General features: G+C 56.7%; 14 protein-coding genes. 11 read left to right on the forward strand and 3 right to left on the reverse strand.

From position 1 onward, the window contains the following. Positions 1-107: 107 nt before the first annotated feature. Positions 108-1,016, reverse strand: a complete 909-nt coding sequence (locus tag AB1L30_RS06575; RefSeq protein WP_367012636.1) for an ATP-binding cassette domain-containing protein — start codon at positions 1,014-1,016, stop codon at positions 108-110. Between the two features lie 102 nt (positions 1,017-1,118). Here AB1L30_RS06575 and AB1L30_RS06580 point away from each other — a divergent pair, with 102 nt between their 5' ends. The 11 genes from AB1L30_RS06580 (at position 1,119) to AB1L30_RS06630 (ending at position 14,413) form a co-directional block, all read left to right on the forward strand. Next, positions 1,119-2,213 carry an aromatic ring-hydroxylating dioxygenase subunit alpha gene (locus tag AB1L30_RS06580; protein WP_367012637.1) on the forward strand — a complete coding sequence of 365 codons (1,095 nt, stop codon included), beginning with the start codon at positions 1,119-1,121 and terminating at the stop codon, positions 2,211-2,213. Continuing rightward, positions 2,210-3,985 carry an ATP-binding protein gene (locus AB1L30_RS06585; RefSeq protein ID WP_367012638.1) on the forward strand — a complete coding sequence of 592 codons (1,776 nt, stop codon included), beginning with the start codon at positions 2,210-2,212 and terminating at the stop codon, positions 3,983-3,985. Before AB1L30_RS06580 ends, AB1L30_RS06585 begins: the two co-directional genes overlap by 4 nt. Before the next feature lie 153 nt (positions 3,986-4,138). Then, positions 4,139-5,977, forward strand: a complete 1,839-nt coding sequence (locus AB1L30_RS06590) for a hypothetical protein (protein WP_367012639.1) — start codon at positions 4,139-4,141, stop codon at positions 5,975-5,977. Positions 5,978-6,061: 84 nt separating this feature from the next. Further along, positions 6,062-6,973, forward strand: a complete 912-nt coding sequence (locus tag AB1L30_RS06595; protein WP_367012640.1) for a vWA domain-containing protein — start codon at positions 6,062-6,064, stop codon at positions 6,971-6,973. Between the two features lie 93 nt (positions 6,974-7,066). Continuing rightward, positions 7,067-8,614: a phosphate ABC transporter substrate-binding/OmpA family protein gene (locus tag AB1L30_RS06600; protein ID WP_367012641.1), complete on the forward strand. Its 1,548-nt coding sequence runs from the start codon at positions 7,067-7,069 to the stop codon at positions 8,612-8,614. Between the two features lie 36 nt (positions 8,615-8,650). Next, complete coding sequence (locus AB1L30_RS06605; protein WP_367012642.1) at positions 8,651-9,370, forward strand: hypothetical protein; 720 nt, start codon at positions 8,651-8,653, stop codon at positions 9,368-9,370. A gap of 51 nt (positions 9,371-9,421) precedes the next feature. Next, a complete protein-coding gene (locus AB1L30_RS06610; protein WP_367012643.1) occupies positions 9,422-10,234 on the forward strand; it encodes a hypothetical protein in 813 nt (270 codons plus the stop codon). A gap of 52 nt (positions 10,235-10,286) precedes the next feature. Beyond that, entirely contained in the window at positions 10,287-11,354 is a 1,068-nt protein-coding gene (locus AB1L30_RS06615; RefSeq protein ID WP_367012644.1) for a hypothetical protein, read from the forward strand. A 115-nt stretch (positions 11,355-11,469) separates the two neighbouring features. Beyond that, the gene (locus AB1L30_RS06620) at positions 11,470-12,264 is read left to right on the forward strand and encodes an ABC transporter permease subunit (protein ID WP_367012645.1); all 795 of its coding nucleotides are present in this window, start codon (positions 11,470-11,472) and stop codon (positions 12,262-12,264) included. Positions 12,265-12,297: 33 nt separating this feature from the next. Then, on the forward strand, positions 12,298-12,936 hold the full coding sequence (locus tag AB1L30_RS06625) for a TMEM175 family protein (RefSeq protein WP_367012646.1): 639 nt from the start codon (positions 12,298-12,300) through the stop codon (positions 12,934-12,936). A gap of 43 nt (positions 12,937-12,979) precedes the next feature. Next, positions 12,980-14,413 carry a sulfatase gene (locus AB1L30_RS06630; RefSeq protein ID WP_367012647.1) on the forward strand — a complete coding sequence of 478 codons (1,434 nt, stop codon included), beginning with the start codon at positions 12,980-12,982 and terminating at the stop codon, positions 14,411-14,413. 93 nt (positions 14,414-14,506) lie between these two features. On the opposite strand, the gene AB1L30_RS06635 is transcribed toward AB1L30_RS06630, so the two are convergent. Both AB1L30_RS06635 and AB1L30_RS06640 read right to left on the reverse strand, forming a co-directional pair. Beyond that, positions 14,507-15,349 (reverse strand): sugar phosphate isomerase/epimerase, encoded by an 843-nt coding sequence (locus AB1L30_RS06635; protein ID WP_367012648.1) that lies wholly within the window; start codon positions 15,347-15,349, stop codon positions 14,507-14,509. 645 nt (positions 15,350-15,994) lie between these two features. Beyond that, positions 15,995-17,290, reverse strand: a complete 1,296-nt coding sequence (locus tag AB1L30_RS06640) for a hypothetical protein (protein WP_367012649.1) — start codon at positions 17,288-17,290, stop codon at positions 15,995-15,997. Positions 17,291-17,325: the final 35 nt, after the last annotated feature.

Consider the following 17,325-nt stretch of genomic DNA (forward strand, 5'->3'; position numbering starts at 1 on the left):
GATCGATAAGTTTTATTCGTTTCGCTGGCAGTAAGGATTTATAGATATAGCCATGTTTTTACTGACATGGCATGAGCATTTGCATACGACAAAGGCGCAAGTTTCTGTTAACCGTCGGCGCCGGAAGTCGTTGGGTGCTTCTCGTGTTCTTTCCAGAAGGTGATGTAATCGAGGTGATCTTTCTGCACGGTCGGGCTGAAGACGCACTGGATCAGCTCTTCCTTTTGTTCGACGAAGCGGCTGAGGTCTTTCTCGTCATCGGGCTTGAAGATTGGGGCAGGGCGGTCGTAAACGATTGTCGCTCCATTGGCGCCGTCGGAATGATATTGCGAAAGACCGACCACACGATCGCTCACGAAAAGGGCTTCGTTCAGCTCGTGCGTGACGATCACGACGGTATAAGGAGGAACACGATTTTCGGAGCGAGCTCGGACATTTTCGGCATATAACTGAAGCAGCATCAACTGCAGTTCTTCACGTGTCGCCTCATCGAGTGCGCCGAAAGGTTCGTCCAGCAGCAGCACGCTGGGTTGCATGATCAGGGCCTGGGCGATCGCCACGCGCTGTCGCATGCCGCCCGACATTTCGCTCGGATATTGATCGCGGGCAGCGTACAGGCCGACTTTCTTCAGAAACTCGTCCGCTTGTTCCAAGTGTTGCTTGCGAAGCTTTCGCCAGGCGAAATAATTGAACACGCGGAACGGGAGCGATGTCTGGTCGAGCATCAATCCGAAGGCAACGTTCTGCCGTGCGGTCAGGAACTCGTACAAGCTATAGTGCTGGTAAACAATTCCAACATCGCGTGTCGGGCCATCGACTACCTTTTCGCCGACCAGCACTTGGCCAGATTGCGGAGGATGCGTTCCGAGGATCGCTCGGAGCAAGGTCGACTTGCCACATCCACTCGGACCGACGAGCGCAACAACTTGCCCGGCACCGACCCGCAGGTTGACGTTGTTGAGAACTTTTTTCGGCCCGTAGGCATGAGAAACGTCGACAATTTCCAAGTTGGCCATGGTTCGAGCGAATAAGGGGTAGCAAAATTGAACGTGCCAGGGGTTCCGATTATCGAGAACGCCTGGAGAGAAAACCAGTAGGTGCCTTTTTAGCGTCGTGTCATGGATTACCACTTCGACCCAACCATCCCGATTCAGGCCGCACCGACTCCGCCGGCGTCATGGTACACCGACCCTTTGGTCTTTGCAGCCGAGAAACGCCAGGTCTTTGAAAAGGCTTGGATCGCCGTGGGACGCAACGACCAAATTACTTCGCCGGGAAGCTACTTCACCGGCGATCTGGTCGGCAATCCTTATCTCGTAGTTCGTGACGAGGAAGGAAACCTTAGGGCGATGCACAATGTTTGTCGACATCATGCGGCGCTGGTGGCCCAGGAATGTGGTCGAACTTGTGAACTGGTATGCCCTTACCATGGTTGGACCTATCGACTGGATGGTCGGCTGAAAAAGGCTCCGCGGATGGGCAAGATGGCCGATTTCGATGTCGAGCAGTTCTCGCTTCCGCCGATCAGCGCGACGCAGTGGGGGCCGTTTGTCTTTATCGATCTCGACGGTCCGCTGGGGGGCGAAGACAATCCGCGTAACCTGGCGGCCGACTTTCAGCCGCTGGTCGCTCCGCTGGCAGAGCTCGGCATCGAGGGGATGAAATGGATCGAGCGACGCGTCTACACGATTCGTTGTAACTGGAAGGTGTTTGTCGATAACTCGCTCGATGGCGGATATCATGTCGCCTATGCCCACGAACAACTGGCGGCCGGGCTCGAGTTCGACGGCTACGAAACCCACATCTACGATCGCTCGTCGGTGCAGATTTGCCGATCGAGCGGTTCCGACGATCGACTGGGCGAGAAGGTCACCTATGCCTGGCTGTATCCCAATTTCTTCATCAATCGCTATGGACGAATGATGGATACGAACCTGGTGATCCCGCTGACGGTCGATACCTGCCAGGTCATCTTCGATTTTTATGCCGACTACGAAGATGTCGAGCAGTGGGATGCTAAGCGAACCATTCGCAAGTCGATTCAACAAAGCCACGTGATTCAGCAGGAAGACGTCGATATCTGCGAGTCGACGCAAAAAGGATTGCAGTCGATATCGTTTCATCGCGGTCGTTATTCGTCGAAGCTCGAACAATCGGTCCACGCGTTCCACCAGATGCTGTGGAGCGAGATCAAGGAAGACCTCCCAACATGACAAACAACTACGATTTCTTCACTCGCCTCGCACGTTTGCTCAACTCGGGTCAGGCCCGTAGTGTGATTCTGTGCGGCAACATCTATGACCTGCAGTGGGATGGTGCGCAGTACGTGCCGCTCAATTCGTTCCTGCTGGAAAAGACCAAAACGCCTGGGCTGATTCCGCTGGTTTACGAGTTGAACGGCCCCATTCGCATCGACGACGCCGCGCTCGGCAAACTGCGCGGCGCGTGGGTGGAATGGAAGTCAGGCGTCGATGCCAACACACTGGCACTGCAAGATCTACAGTCGAAGGGATCGAAGCTCGAGTTTTTCCAGCAAGAGTTTGATCGGCACCTGCAAAGTGCGACCGGCAATCCAACACTGGCGTTGGAACTCCTGCGACAACTGACGATCTGCTCGCGTGCATCGCTGCGAGAGAATTTGCTGATCATCGTCGAAGCGGCCGACATGCTGCTGCCGGAAGCTGGTTCGCTCGCCTCGCTGAACGACCGTCAACTCCATCGAATCAGCATCGTACACGATTGGTTCGGCGACCCGGAGTTTGTCGAAGGGAACGACTCGGTCGTGCTGCTGGCTGAATCGCGAACGCTAATTCACAGCCGCATTTCCCGCATGCCTCAGGTTTTGAGTGTCGACGTACCGGCACCTTCGCTGGAGCATCGCGTGGCGTACATTCAGCATTACCTGAAAAGCAAGACGCCGACTCCGAAGTTGTGGGCGACGCCGGAAGCCTTGGGCGAATGCACGGCAGGGCTTTCGATTCAAGCCTTGCGGCAGATGCTGGCCGGCGCGGCCTATACCGGCGACCAGCTCACGGCGGACAGCGTCTTCACGAAGGTCGAAGAGTTCATCCGCACGCAGCTCGGGGACGATGTCGTCGACTTCAAGAAGCCTGAGCATTCGCTGGAAGATGTCGTTGGTTTCACGAAGCTGAAAGAGTTCCTCGGTCGCGAGTTGATCCCTCGCTTTCGGGCGAAGGGAGCCAAGGCTCTGCCTGGGGCGGCCGTTGCCGGGGCCATCGGTAGTGGCAAGACATTTATCTTTGAGGCAGTCGCCGCCGAGCTCGATTTGCCGGTGCTGGTGCTGAAGAACATTCGCAGCCAATGGTTCGGCCAGACCGACGTGATCTTCGAACGGCTCCGGCGGGTTCTCGATGCCCTGGAAAAGGTGGTCATCTTCGTCGACGAAGCCGACACGCAGTTTGGCCGCGTCGATGCGAACGCCCATGAAACCGAACGCCGTCTGACGGGCAAGATTCAAGCCATGATGAGCGATCCGATGCTGCGGGGCAGGGTGCTGTGGCTGTTGATGACGGCTCGCATTCACCTGCTTTCGCCTGACATCCGCCGACCAGGTCGCGTGGGTGACTTGATCATTCCGGTGCTTGATCCCGAGGGAGAAGATCGTCAGGCGTTCATCGAGTGGGTGTTGAAGGGGATCGACATCAAGTCCCCTGGCGAGCAAACCAAAGAGGCGTTTATCGAGGAGTTAGATCAAAGCGTGCTGGAAGAAAACTACTCGGCGGCGGCGTTCGCGTCGCTGCGTTCGCTGCTGAAGGCAACCGAGCCTGATAGCTGGGAAGCGGTTCGCGCGGCGATTCACGATCAGATTCCCCCAGCAATCGGCGCAACACGTGAATATCAGACATTGCAAGCGTTATTGAATTGCACGCGTCGATCGTTGTTACCAGACCCCAATATTACGGAAGAAACGCGGGAAGGGTGGCAAAAACGAATCCACGAGCTCGAGTTGCAAGGGATTCGCTAGTTGGGTTGCCCCTGACAGCGTGGTAGATTGGCAGGCAAACGGCCTGGGGTCGCGACCTGCGTAGGCAGACAGCGACAACAATTCGCCCGATTCTTTGCAAGATTGACGCTCACTCGACGAATACCTTGTCGAACCAATTTTCGGGAGACACAGATGTATCGCAATTTGCTTCTCGCGCTGACGATCGCGAGTCTATTTCTGGTATCGCCAGGGCATGCTCAGCAGAAGTTTTCGAGCATTACCGGCCCTTTGGATGTGAAACCAGTTCAAAGCGGTGCCCAGGTCAACGTCCCATTCATTACTTGGGGCGGTGATGCCGCGACCTTCTTCGCCAATGGGGGGCTCGATACGACGCCTGACTCGATTTATGGCAAGAGCGGGCTGAAGTTGAAGCTGACACCAGGGGACGATTTCGTTCAGCAGGTGAAAGATTACATGGGAGGCAAGTCACCGTTTTTACGTGGCACCTTCCGCATGTTGGGTCAGGCCAGCGAAGTGATCGGTAAAGATCCGCGCACTAAGCCAGTTGTCATCCTGCAGTTGTCGTGGAGTGCCGGCGACCATATTGTCTCCCGCGAAGGTTTCAAAACCTTGAACGACCTGAAGCGGGAAGGCAAGAAGGTCCGTATCGCATGCCAGCAAGGTGGTCCGCACGTCGGTCTGCTGTACGATGCGTTGGCTGCCGCTCAGTTGACCAACAAAGATGTCGAGATCGTTTTCGTAGAAGACCTGACCGGTGCCAATGGTGCCGCAGAGAAGTTCCGCAAGGATTCGACCATCGATGCCTGCTGTGTGATCACGCCAGACATGATCGGCCTGACCGGTGGTGTTGATTCCGCCGGAACGGGTGCCGAGGGTACGGTCGAAGGAGCTCACGTGCTCGTCTCGACCCAGAACATGTCGCGATCGATCGCCGACGTCTATGCCGTTCGCAGCGACTGGTACAACGCCCACAAGGATGAAGTCGAGAAGTTCGTCGCAGGCTATTTGAAGGCTACGGTCGAAGTCAAAAAGATGCGTGACGACTTCGAGAAAACCCAGCGGATGTCGCCGGAGTATCGCAAGCTGTTGACCACGTGCCAGAAGATCTTTGGCGAAGAGGTGTTGCCGACGCTGGAAGTCGACGCTCATGGTCTGCTGCTGGACTGTAACTTTGTCGGCTTGCCGGGGCAGATCGCCTTCTTCAAGCAAAGCGGGAACCTGAGCGGTTTCGACGCGAAGATGAAAGCGGCTCTCGACCTGGCAACCAACTGGGGTTATGCCGGCGCTCGAATGGGATTCGATCCGGTCAACTTCGACTACAAGAAGGTCGCCAGCTCGGCCGGCGTTCCTTATGCCGAACCGCAGAAGATTGTCAAAGGGGAAAGCCTCACGGAGTTCCCTGGCGACGATCTCGATACCGGAACGATTGTCAGCTTTACGATCTCGTTCGAGCCGAACCAGACCGACTTCTCGGTCGATCGGTACGGGGCCGAATTTGATCGGGCATTGCAGTCGGCCAGTACGTTCGGCGGTGCGGCCGTCGTGATCCGAGGCCACTCGGACCCAACCAAGACTTTGGTTCAGTTGATCAAGGCTGGCTTGGAAAAGGGTGTCATTCGTCGCACCGGCCAGCAAGGCAACTATCGCTACTTCATCAATACGAAGCAGGGCACCCAAGAACTCGATTTGAGCCAGACTGGCGCGATGGTGGAACTGATCAAGAGTGGCGCCTTTGAAGGTGCCGCCGACAGCCCACTGCAAACGATGCAGGCCGCTTTGAACTTGTCGCAGGCTCGTGCCGAACAGGTCAAGCAAGCAATTATTAACTACGCCGAACAGCGCGACATCAATGTCAACCTGTCACAGCTTCAGCCACTGGGGGCTGGGATTTCCGACCCGGTGATCTCCAAGCCATCCAACATGGCCGAAGCGAAGCAAAACATGCGAGTCGAATTCCGGATTGTGAAAGTGAATCCGGAAGAACTTTCCGAGACTGACTTTGACTTCTAAACCAATCTTCTTTCGCTGCCTTGGCCGAGCGATTCGGGCGAGGCAGCACGAAGAGGATTTCTTTTCGACGATTTGGGGGACACGATGATTCAAAAGATGCTACTGGTATGCGCGGTGTGCGGGCTCTTCATTCCGCTCCATTCCGCTTCGGCGGCGAACGAATTGAATGTCGTGGTGATCCTCGATAACTCTGGTTCGATGAACCAGGTTATGAATCGGGGTAACACGCGGATCGTCGCTGCCAAGCAAGCGATGTGGCGAGTTCTTTCTCAAGCACCCGAGGATGCCCAGATTGGTGTCGTGCTGCTGAATCCGGTCCGCAATCAGAAGTGGGCGGTACCGCTTGGCCCCGTCGAGCCTTCCGTTGCCCAAGAAGCGGTCGAGTCGCTCCAGGCGGCCGGCAACACGCCGCTGGGAGCCACGATGAAAGAAGCGGCCGACGCGCTCTTGGAACTTCGCGACAAGCAGAAGTATGGCACTTATAAACTGCTGATCATTTCCGATGGCGAGGCAACCGACCGAGCCTTAGTCGAGCAGTATTTGCCTCAGATCCAAGCCCGCGGCATTCTGGTCGATGTGATCGGCGTATCGATGGGGCAACAGCATAGCCTGGCGACGCGGACGGCAACCTACCGCAACGCCGACGATCCCGCTTCGCTGGAGAAAGCGATTTCGCAGGTCGTGCTTGGCGAAAGTTCGACCGACACGGACGACAACACCGGACAAAGCGATTTCGATTTATTAGCCTCGGTGCCGTCGGAAGTGGCCGCGGTCTCGCTCGAAGCGTTGACGACCCCGCACAACGAGCCCATCGGCGCGTTCGCTGGCGATCCGGTGGCCGGGCTGCCCAATAGTTATCAGCCGCCGCAGCCGGCCAATGCCCCCAACAACGGCTCGAATCGTGGTGGAGGCCCTGGTTTTGGGACTTTTCTGATGATCGGCTTTGTAATCCTGATACTATTTCGGGTGTTCGCCTCGATTGTCAAAGCCCGTTAAGACCGTCAAAATAGTGATCTATGTTTTCTTAACGATGATCTCGGCGGCATGGCCAATATCCTCGCAACGTTGAAATCCAACAGGAGCAGTTGAGTGTCCAAAGGCAAGTTGCTTGCCGTGAGCATTGTGTGGCTGCTGATTCTCGCGGCTGGTGTCACTGTCTGGAAAGTCGTCTTCGCGCCGGCCGTGGAAGTCTCGCTCGAAGAGCAAAAGCGAATCGAGGCCGAGAAAGCTCGGGCCGAGCGTGACAATCAATTGCGCCGTGGTGGCACGGATAGTCGTTATCGTACCCAGGTCAATCTCGCCCTGGATGGCTTCAGTGGATACGCCGTCTTTCGCAGTCCCGAGTTCGCCGACGAACTAAGCAAGCAGGGAATCAAACTTCAGCTGAGCGACGACGGTGCCGACTATTCGGCTCGGCTGGAAGCGCTGCGCAGTGGCAAGGTCGACATGGCCGTGATGACGATCGACGCCCTGGTGGCGACCAGCGCCGATGCTGGCGATCTTCCGGCGACCATCGTGGCGATTGTGGACGAAACGGTCGGGGCCGACGCGATCGTCACCTATCGCGATACCTACCCGAACGTCGATTCCTTGAACCGAGCCGATACGCGGTTCGTGCTGACGCCTGACTCGCCGAGCGAAACCTTGGCACGCGTGGTGATCTCGCGGTTCCAGCTTTCGGAACTCGAGAAAGATCCCTTCATCAAAGTGGCCGACGCCGCGGAAGTGATGCAAAAGTACAAGCAGGCCAAGCCGGGCGATCCGTTGGCGTACGTCGTCTGGCAGCCGTTCATAGCCAAGATGCTGCAGAACGATCGGATGCACGTCGTGGTCGATAGTTCTCGCTTTCCCTCCGCGATCGTTGACGTGCTGGTGGTCAGTGACGACTTCATCGCCAAGAACCGCGACACGGTTGCCCAAGTGGTGAAGGCGTACCTCAAGGCAAACTATGCCTATCGTGACGATGCCCGGCGAATTGAACTGGTGATGAAAGATGCCGCTGCTACCGGTACCAAGCTAACCCAGTCCGAAGCAACGCAGTTGGTCGAAGGCGTCTGGTGGAAGAACACACAAGAGAACCTCGCGCATGTCGGCCAGCGAGGTGGTTCCCACTTGCCCCATATCGAAGACATGATTGCCGGCGTGACCAACGTGCTGGTCGAAACAGGTTCGATCGCCGCCGATCCGACGATGGGCCATCCGAACTATCTGTACAACGACTCGATCTTGAAAGAACTGGTCGACTTTCATCCCGGCGAGCAGCCGGAAGAGGTTCGTGGTACTTCGATGCCGGCACTGACCGATCAGCAGTGGGGCTCGCTGGTGCAAATCGGAACGGCCCGGGCACCAACGCTGGTCTTTGCTCGCGGAACGGCAAGCTTAACGGAACGCAGCCGGGTGCTGCTGGACGAACTCGCCGGAACGCTTCAGGCAACCCGTTATTACGTGATTGTGAGGGGGAATGCCTCGCGCCGGGGCAACCTGGAAGCGAATCAAAAGCTGGCCGAAGATCGTGCCAAAGAAGTGGAACAATACCTGGTATCGCAGGGTGTCGATCGCGATCGCATACGAGCCATCGGTGTCGAGCCGAGCGGCAGTACTTCGGTTTCGTTCGTCCTGGGCGAGCTTCCCTATTAGTCACCACGGGAAGCAGCGGATGAAAGCGATACCCTGATGGACAGCGTCAAAAAGAAGGTCTTACTCGATCTCTTTGTTTCGCCGTGGACGGTCATTCCGATCGTCGGCGGGCTGAGCGCTTGGCTGCTGTCGTGGGGCATCGACGGTAATACGACGCTCAATGTGATCGGCCTCGCAGGCGTGCTCGCAGGCATGGGAATCCAGGCCTCGCGATTGATCTTCGGGATCGAAGACCTGACCGCTCGGGCGCACAACTATTTGACCGAACAAGAGCGGCTCGAGAGAAACCAGCACCTCGACCAGTTGGCCCGCCGGCTCGAACAAGACCAAGACCCACGCAGCGAGCAATGTTTGAATCGGCTGCGGGCGTTATACACCTCGCTGGAAGTCGATGCTCCGGTGGGGCATGCCGCGATCAGCATTCGCGAGAAGGTCGACAAGCTGTTCAACGCAGCCGTGCGGCAGCTCGAGCGTTCGCTGGAACTGTGGGACAAAGCCAATCGATTGCCCGGCAAGATCGGCCGACCGCTGCTGGAAGAACGCCGCAAAGCGGTGGATGAAGTGGTGCTGACCGTCGAGCATCTGGCGCGGACCGTGCAGCAGTATCACTCGTTCCAACTGCGCGATAGTGACGATGAATTGGCAAAACTTCGCCAGGAACTCGATCGCACTATTGAAGTCGCCAGACGAGCAGAAGAAGTTATAGAGTCGCTCGATTCGTCGAAGCAATATAACGAGTCCGAATACGAATCCTAGATAATCGCTCATCTACAAGTTTGACCGCCATTTCCCAAAGTGAGGGGATCCATGTTCCGAGCAATTGGCAAATACCTGCGAGCCATTGGCTACCTGTTGACCTTCCGGATCGACAAGGCAAGTGAATCGTTGCGTATGAACCCTGGCGTTGTATCGGCCAATTACGACCGGATCATCACCGAGAAGCGTAGCCGGATCAATCAATACAAAGACGCCATCAGCGCGATGATTGCCCAAGAGGAAACGAAGAAGGAAAAGCTGAAGGTCGTTACCGAAGAGATCGAGCGACTCGAAAAACTGAAGGCTGGTGCCGCGGCGAAGGCCCGCCAGGTTGCCTCGAAGTATAACGGCGATCCTGAAGCGACCCGGAACGATCCAGAATATCAAAAGTGCCAGGCCGCGTTCACCGATTTCAGCAGCACGCTGTCGGAGAAGCAGGCCCGCGTCGCCGAATTGGAATCGGATCTCGAGCAGTTGGTGGAAAACGTCAACCGTCACAAGCTGCAGATCCAAACGCAGATGCGTGAGTTGGAAAAGCTGGGCGAAGAGAAGCACGATGCGGTGGCTTCGATGTTGTCGGCCCAGGAAGAAAAGCAGATTGCCGACTTGATGACCGGCCTCGCCGAAGATCGTACCAGCGAAGAGCTGCGAGAGCTTCGCGATCTGCGGAACAAAGCCTCGGCCAATGCCCGCGTCAGCCGCGAACTGGCCGGCCTCGATACGAAGCAGGCCGAAGCCGAATTCATGGACTTCGCCGTCAACAGCCAGGCTAACGACGAGTTCGACGCCTTGATCGGGCTGACCAACAAGTCGCCAGAATCGGATGGCGATGGCCCGGAAAAGACAAGAATTCCGGAAAGCTAACGAATAACTGACGCAGAGAAAAATACACACCCTATCAAGAAGGAAGCAGTCAATGAGATTTGGAAATCTAGCAGCGTGTGCCGCCCTCGTCGCGTTAGTGGTCGGTTGCAACTCCGGCACACCCGCCGGTGGTGGCGAAGGGGACGTTCCGGTATTCAGCCTGGCTTGGAGCGAGTATCCCAGCTGGTCGGTCTTCGGTGTCGCGCACGAAAAGGGTCTGCTTCACAAAGATGAAGGCCAGATGGGCGAGTTGGAAAAGAAGTGGGGCGTCGACATCGTGCTGGTCCAAGCCGACTACGATTCCTGCTTGAGCCAGTATGGCAACTCGACCGTCGATGCCGTCTGCATGACCAACATGGACAGCCTTGCTCCGGCGACCGGCCGTGATTCGGTTGCCATCTTGCCGACTTCGACCAGTGTCGGTGCGGATGCTTGTATCACGGTGGGTGTCGATTCGATCGAAGCTTTGAAAGGCACACCGACCTACGGTTTGGAGAAGTCGGTTTCGCAGTACGCATTTGAACGCTGCCTGGAACTGGAAGGCGCCAATCCAAAGGATTACGAATTCAAGAACATGGATCCCGGTGTCGCGGCTCAGGCCATGCAGACCGGCGACGAAGCGATGAAGTCGATCATGGTTTGGAATCCGTTCGTTCTGCAGACACTCCGCGATCGCGACGGTGCCAAGCGTTTGTTCGACTCGCGTAAGATACCAGAAGAAATCATCGACATGGTCGTGGTTAGCAAGGCCAGCCTCGCGAAGCCAAGTGGCGACAAGTTTGCCGGCGCCGTGATCGATGCCTTCTACGAAGTGAACAAGATGCTGGAAGACGACAGCACCCGCGCCGACACCTTGAAGGCGCTGGGCGAAAAGTTCTCGAGCCTGGGTGTCGAAGACATGGAAGTGGTCGTCCAGGAAACGAAGATGTACCCAACGCCAGCCGACGGAATTGCTTTGTTTGAAAACAAAGATTTCCAGGAAAAGACGATGCCAACGGTTGTCGACTTCTGCGTCACGCACGATATCGTCGACGAGAAGTCTTCGATCGGTTTCGGCAAGGCAGACGCTCAGTTGAACTTCGATGCGTCGTACATGAAGCAGGTCGAAGCGGGCAAGTAAGCTCGTTCGATCCAAGATGCTTTCGCAAACCGATGTCAAAGGCACGAGGCAATGCTTCGTGCCTTTGCGCGTTGCCTACAACCTATGCCCCACACTTGCCTGAAAGTTGCCCCGAATGATTCGCCGGTCCATTAGCAAACGGACTCGCCTGCTGCTGGGATTCGCCAGCTTTGTTGTGATCTTGCTCGGTTATGCTTGGATGTCGCATCGCGCCCATGTCGAAAACCCTCGCAACAAAACGCTGCCCAACTTCTCGCAGTTTCAAGAAGGCTGGCAGAAGATGGCCACCGGCGATGGGGGCATCAAGTTTTGGGATGACGTGAAAGCGTCTTCCACCCGGCTTGCCGTCGGTGTTGGAATTGGGGTGCTGCTGGCCTTTGTGATCGGGCTGGCGATGGGGTGTATCCCCCAGGTCGAAGCCGTGCTGCTGCCGCCGATCTCGTTCTTCGCCAAGATCCCGCCCACTGCGATGTTGGCGGTTTACTTCGTGCTGTTCGGCGTGACCGGGATGAAGATCTTTGTCGCGTTGATCGCCTTCGGCATCTTTCCTACGTTGGCCCAGGCGATTGCCCAGGCTGCCCAAAAGGATGTCGACGAGCACACGATCTATAAGTCGTACACGCTCGGTGCGTCTCACTTCGAGGTCATCTGGGAAGTGGTAGTGCGGCAGATTCTGCCTCGTATTATCGAGAACGCTCGCCTGCAGATCGGACCAGCGATGGTCTTTCTGATTGCCGCCGAGTTTGCCCTGGCCGATGTCGGGTTTGGCTACACGCTGCGGATGCAGTCGCGTCTGCAGAACCTGAACATTGTGTACACTTATCTGATCATTCTGGGTGTGGCCGGGCTCGCGATCGACTGGTGCTTGATCTTGATGCGACGCAAGCTTTGCCCTTGGTTCGGCGAATAGTTCAAGCTGCCACGATAAAGGGCAAACGGCATCATGGGAAAAGGACGTCTCGAAGCATTCAGCGACGGGGTGATCGCCATTCTGATTACGATCATGGTCTTCAATCTGAAGGCACCCCAGCAGCATACGTGGGACGGGCTGATGGACATTATGCCGGGCGTGCTGACGTACGTGCTGAGCTTTGTCTATCTGGGGATCTACTGGAGCAATCACCATCACCTCCTGCAGTTGACCCAGCGTGTGAATGGTGGTGTGCTGTGGGCGAACTTGCACTTGCTGTTCTGGCTCTCGCTCATCCCGGTGGCGACGGCTTGGATGCATGAAAGCGAGTTCGTCGACCTGCCGGTCGCGATCTATGGCGTGGTGCTGTTTTGCTGCTCGGTGGCATGGTGGATCCTGCAAACGACTCTCGTCGCTCAAGATGGCAAGGGTTCGCGACTGGGAGGAGCGGTCGGGATCGACATCAAGGGAAAGGCCTCGATGCTGGCCTATCTGTTCGGAACGCTGGTCGCGTTTGTTTCTCCCTGGTTCGCGATTACGGTCTATTCGATCCTGGCGGTCGTCTGGCTGGTGCCGGACCAAAGGTTTGAACGAGCGGTGGTCGAAGCACAACGCGCGGAAGTCGCTCGTCAGGAAGGCAATGTTGGCCATCGCCGTTCGGAGGAGCTATAATCGGGCCACCCCATCCGTGATTCTCTCTCGCCTGAGATCCGCCATGCCTGCCCCGATCCGTCTTGGTTCGCTCCTTTTCGTCTGCCTGGTCGCGAGTTTCTGTCAGGCCAAAAAGCCCAATGTGTTGTTCATCATTTCGGATGACCTCGGCAGCCAGTCGCTCGGCTGCTATGGCAATGCCCAGTGCCAATCTCCGAACATCGATCGTCTGGCCGGCGAAGGGATGAAGTTCGAGCATACCTACACGCAGTATCCTGTGTGCGGTCCATCGCGAGCCTCGCTGATGTCTGGCATGTACGCCCAAGCGATCGGCGTGACCTCGAACGGATTGTCGGACAAGTTCACCAAGAACCTCGGCGACCGTCCGACGATGGCGCAGCACTTTCGCGACAACGGCTATTACACGGCACGCGTCAGCAAGATCTATCACATGCGAATCCCCGGCGATATCACCGCTGGGACCGATGGCGCGGATCACGCGGCATCGTGGACCGAGCGTTTCAACTGCCAGGCCCTGGAGCAGTGGAGCAAAGGTGAGCATGCCCATCTGACCAAAGAGAAGCTGAAGCCAGATCCCAAGCAGAACATTCACTACAACCTTGGCTACGGCGGAGCATTTTACACGGTAAAAACGCCAGGCGATGGTGCCGAGCAGGCCGATGTCAAAGCTTCGGCCAAGGCGATTGAAATCCTTGAGGCCCGAGCCAAAGACAAGCAGCCATTCTTTCTGGCAGTCGGGCTGGTGCGGCCTCATGTTCCGCTGGTGGCCCCCAGCAGTTTCTTCGATCTTTACCCGGCCGAAACAATGGAACTGCCGCCGCAAGTCGATGACGACTGGGACGACATTCCGAAGCCTGGCATCATCAAGAACAGCAAGTCGAGCGGCCTCGATACGCAGATCAAAAAACAGAAAGTGCTCGAGGCCTATTATGCTTCAGTCAGTTTCATGGACGCCCAGGTCGGCAAGATGATCGATGCTCTCGAACGCTTAGACCTGGCGAAGAACACGATCGTTGTTTTCACGGCCGATCATGGATACCATCTCGGTGAACACGAGTTCTGGCAGAAGATGAGCCTGCACGAAGAGTCGACGCGGATTCCGCTGATCGTTCGCGTCCCTGGGGAAGGGGAGGGGACGACTGCTTCGCTCAGTCAGCAGATCGATATCTATCCGACCCTGGCCGAGCTGTGCGGGCTGAGCATTCCTGAGCATGTCCAAGGTAAGAGCCTCGCTCCGGTCTGGAGCGACCCGCAGGCAACGATTCACGACGCCACTTACACGCTGCGGAACAAGAACGATCATCTGTTGCGAACAAAAGGCTGGGCGTTGATTCGCTATGGAAACGACAGCGTTGAACTGTATGACATGCAGAACGATCCACAGCAGTTTACGAACCTCGCTCGCAAGGCCGAACATGCCGAGACGTTGGCGGGCCTGCAAAGCCAACTTGATCAGAAGCTGGCCGAGATCAAGTAAGCGGCCGCAGTCGTGGATGCTGCTTCCATCAACAAAAACAGGCACGCCCGAAATGGACGTGCCTGTGCATTGATTGAGCGAATTGGCTGGCCGTTACGAGGCAGCCGTCTTGCAGGCTTCCGAGGCGACTGCCAGGCATTCCTGAATGTCGGCGACAGGATTGGCTGCGTTTTCTTCGTACTCCAGCGACAAGCAGCCATCGGCTGGGAAGTCGACCTGACGCAGTGCCCGAAACACACCGACGACGTCGAGGTGACCCTTACCGAGGATGACACCCTTGGTCTTTTCTTTCTGCTCGGCGAAGTCCTTCAGGTGGATGCCGAACACGCGCCCCTTCAGCAGGCGAATCACTTCGACGGGGTCTTCACCACTACGAATGAAGTGACCCAGGTCGGCACATGCACCGATGCGAGGATCGTGATCGCGAACCGCATTCAGCACGTCCAATGCCGTGTTGTAGCGATGCGATGGGCCATGGTTGTGAATGGCGATCCGGATGTCGTACTTGTCGACCAGCTTGTCGAGGCTATCGAACGAATCAGGCGTTGGGTCGGCCGACAGGTTCTTGATGCCGGCAGCCTTGGCGAATTTGAAGATCTCTTCGTTCTTGGCATGGTCGCTGCCGAAGTGATTCACACCGTGACCATAGATCGTCATGCCCTGGTCGGCCATCTTTTGCTTCATCGCGGCGATTTGTTCGGGCGTCGAATTCAGCGGGAAGTGACCGCTAAAGAATTCGAGATGGGCACAACCCAGGTCGCCCGCCGTCTTGATCGCCTTATCGACGTCGAAGGCACGCAGCGAATAGCTTTGCAGACCAACCTTGAAGCCTGGGAAACGTTCCTGGTCGTACTTAGCCCAGGCCCGGCCTGGCAGCGTGGTTGCGGCGAAGGCAGCGGAAGCAACTGCCAGAAAGCGGCGGCGAGAAATCGGCATGGTGGTAGATCCTTGGAGGGATGAGCCCGGGGCGGGGAAATACAGATTCACCAGTATACCTGCCGCAAAAATGGGTTTCAGCGGTGTCTAGGGAAAAAGCACTAGATCTTGCTGATTTGATGCGGGATGACAGCATTCCGGTTGCCCTCGCCCCTGGTTTCTCGCAGGGGGCAACGAGTCCATCACGTGGTAAGAAATCGCGATTTCGCCCCTTATTTCTGGCAAAGAAGAATGTGCCGCCCCTAAGATCGGAAATATCGGGCGATACTGCCCTGATTTCGTGCCAAGACAAAGCAGAAGAGTTGCTGCAACAGTGCCAAAGCGATCAGGCGTACAGAAAAATCAGGGGATAAGTGTGAATAGCCCTTAACTTGGAACCAGTGTTCCCTATAGTGGGAATTGGCACTCAAGCAGAGTATGTGCATAGTCGCAGGACGCGATTCCGACTCGGGAGGAAGCATTTCACGGAAACCGCTTCCCACTGCATTTCTTAAGGAAAAGGAGATCGCAATGCGTCCTGAAAATCAAATTGCCCAGACTTCGGAAGTTCGTCAGTACACGACTTTCCTCGTGGTACATGCCCTTGTTTATGGGCTTGGATTCACGATTGCACTGCTTCCATAACGTAGTAGAAGCAGTTTTGGTTCAAGCATTGACTCTCTCTAAGATTGCTTGAACAGTTTCTTCCGCCGAACAACATTCTGGTTCGGCGATCGCCCGGATCGGCAGCGGCATGTCATCCATTCGCGACATCGAGCCTCCGCTCGTAAGCCCAGGTCTGGCAATCGGCAGAAACACACTGCTAGGCAACGCTTCGCTTGGTCGATGCCCTAGCACCACCGTTGGAATCTGCTTGAGCGTCTGCATTGCCTCGGCTGGCAAGTCGGCCAACCAAGGGCCCTCCATCACAAACGCTGCGTCGACGCGTTGTTGCGTCAGCAGTTTAACGGCCGACAGGTTATCGGGATCGAACTGCGGCAAGCCTTGCAGCAGCGAAGCTCCGCCTGGGTAGCCGGTTCGCGAAGCAATCACGCCGCCAGCGCCGACCCAGTTTGGCCCAGGCCGCAAGATCGAGACCGCCCCACGGGTTTGTTCATGCAGAGGCCGCACATACTGAGCGAGGAGCTCCAGCGGGACGCAACCTGCCTCTCGTCGCAAGAAGCGATCACCAATCACAAAGACAAAGTATTTCGCTTGTTGAATCTGTTGATGAAGGTTGTCCAGGGCGGGGGCGACATCTTTCAATTGCGATTCGACCCGGCCGGCATCGGTTGGTTTGTCGGTAGCCAGCGATAGCAAGTGATGCAGCGCCGCGATCTGCTGCGCGTCATCCAGCGGAATCTGAGTATCGCATTCCGCACTGGTCGCGTTGGGTGAACCGATCGCGATAAGCGTTCGATCGGCACGGCCATTCGGGATGAAGCGTCCAGTGGCGTCGACGCTGTAACGTTCCCAGTGCCGCAGATGCGTTGTCTTTGGATCGCAGCCCCAGAAGATCACCAGGTCGGCGCGATGTCGAATTTCACCCAGCGAACAGGTCACCATGCCGGTCGTCTGCAAGATGCGACCAGTAGGATCGAAAAAGGTGGGGTGCGTCGCGTCGACGATTCCGCCCACGCGATCGGCGAGGTCCACGATTCGGCGGACTGCTTCACTGGTGGTTTCTCCCAGGCCAAAGAAGAGCGGCGCGTTGGCTGTGTTTAAAATCTCTGCCGCTCGCTTCAAGGCATCATCGGCCGATGCTGGCTGGCCGTCGATCTGGCAGTTGTCAGTCGTGGTGAGTGGTTGCCGGTAATAGGCAGCCGCCATCGGACAGGCAGGCTCGATGCTTTGCACCTGGTTGCCAGCAACGCCGACAGAAAGGTCATCGCAGAGGCAGCCACAGCCAGGGCAAGGGACATCGTGATGCCAGGTAGGGGAAGCAGCGTTGGATTCAGCCATCTTGTTCTATTGAGAAAACAATGCAACGTTCAGCA

It is taken from the genome of Bremerella sp. JC817, assembly GCF_040718835.1.
GTDB lineage: Bacteria > Planctomycetota > Planctomycetia > Pirellulales > Pirellulaceae > Bremerella.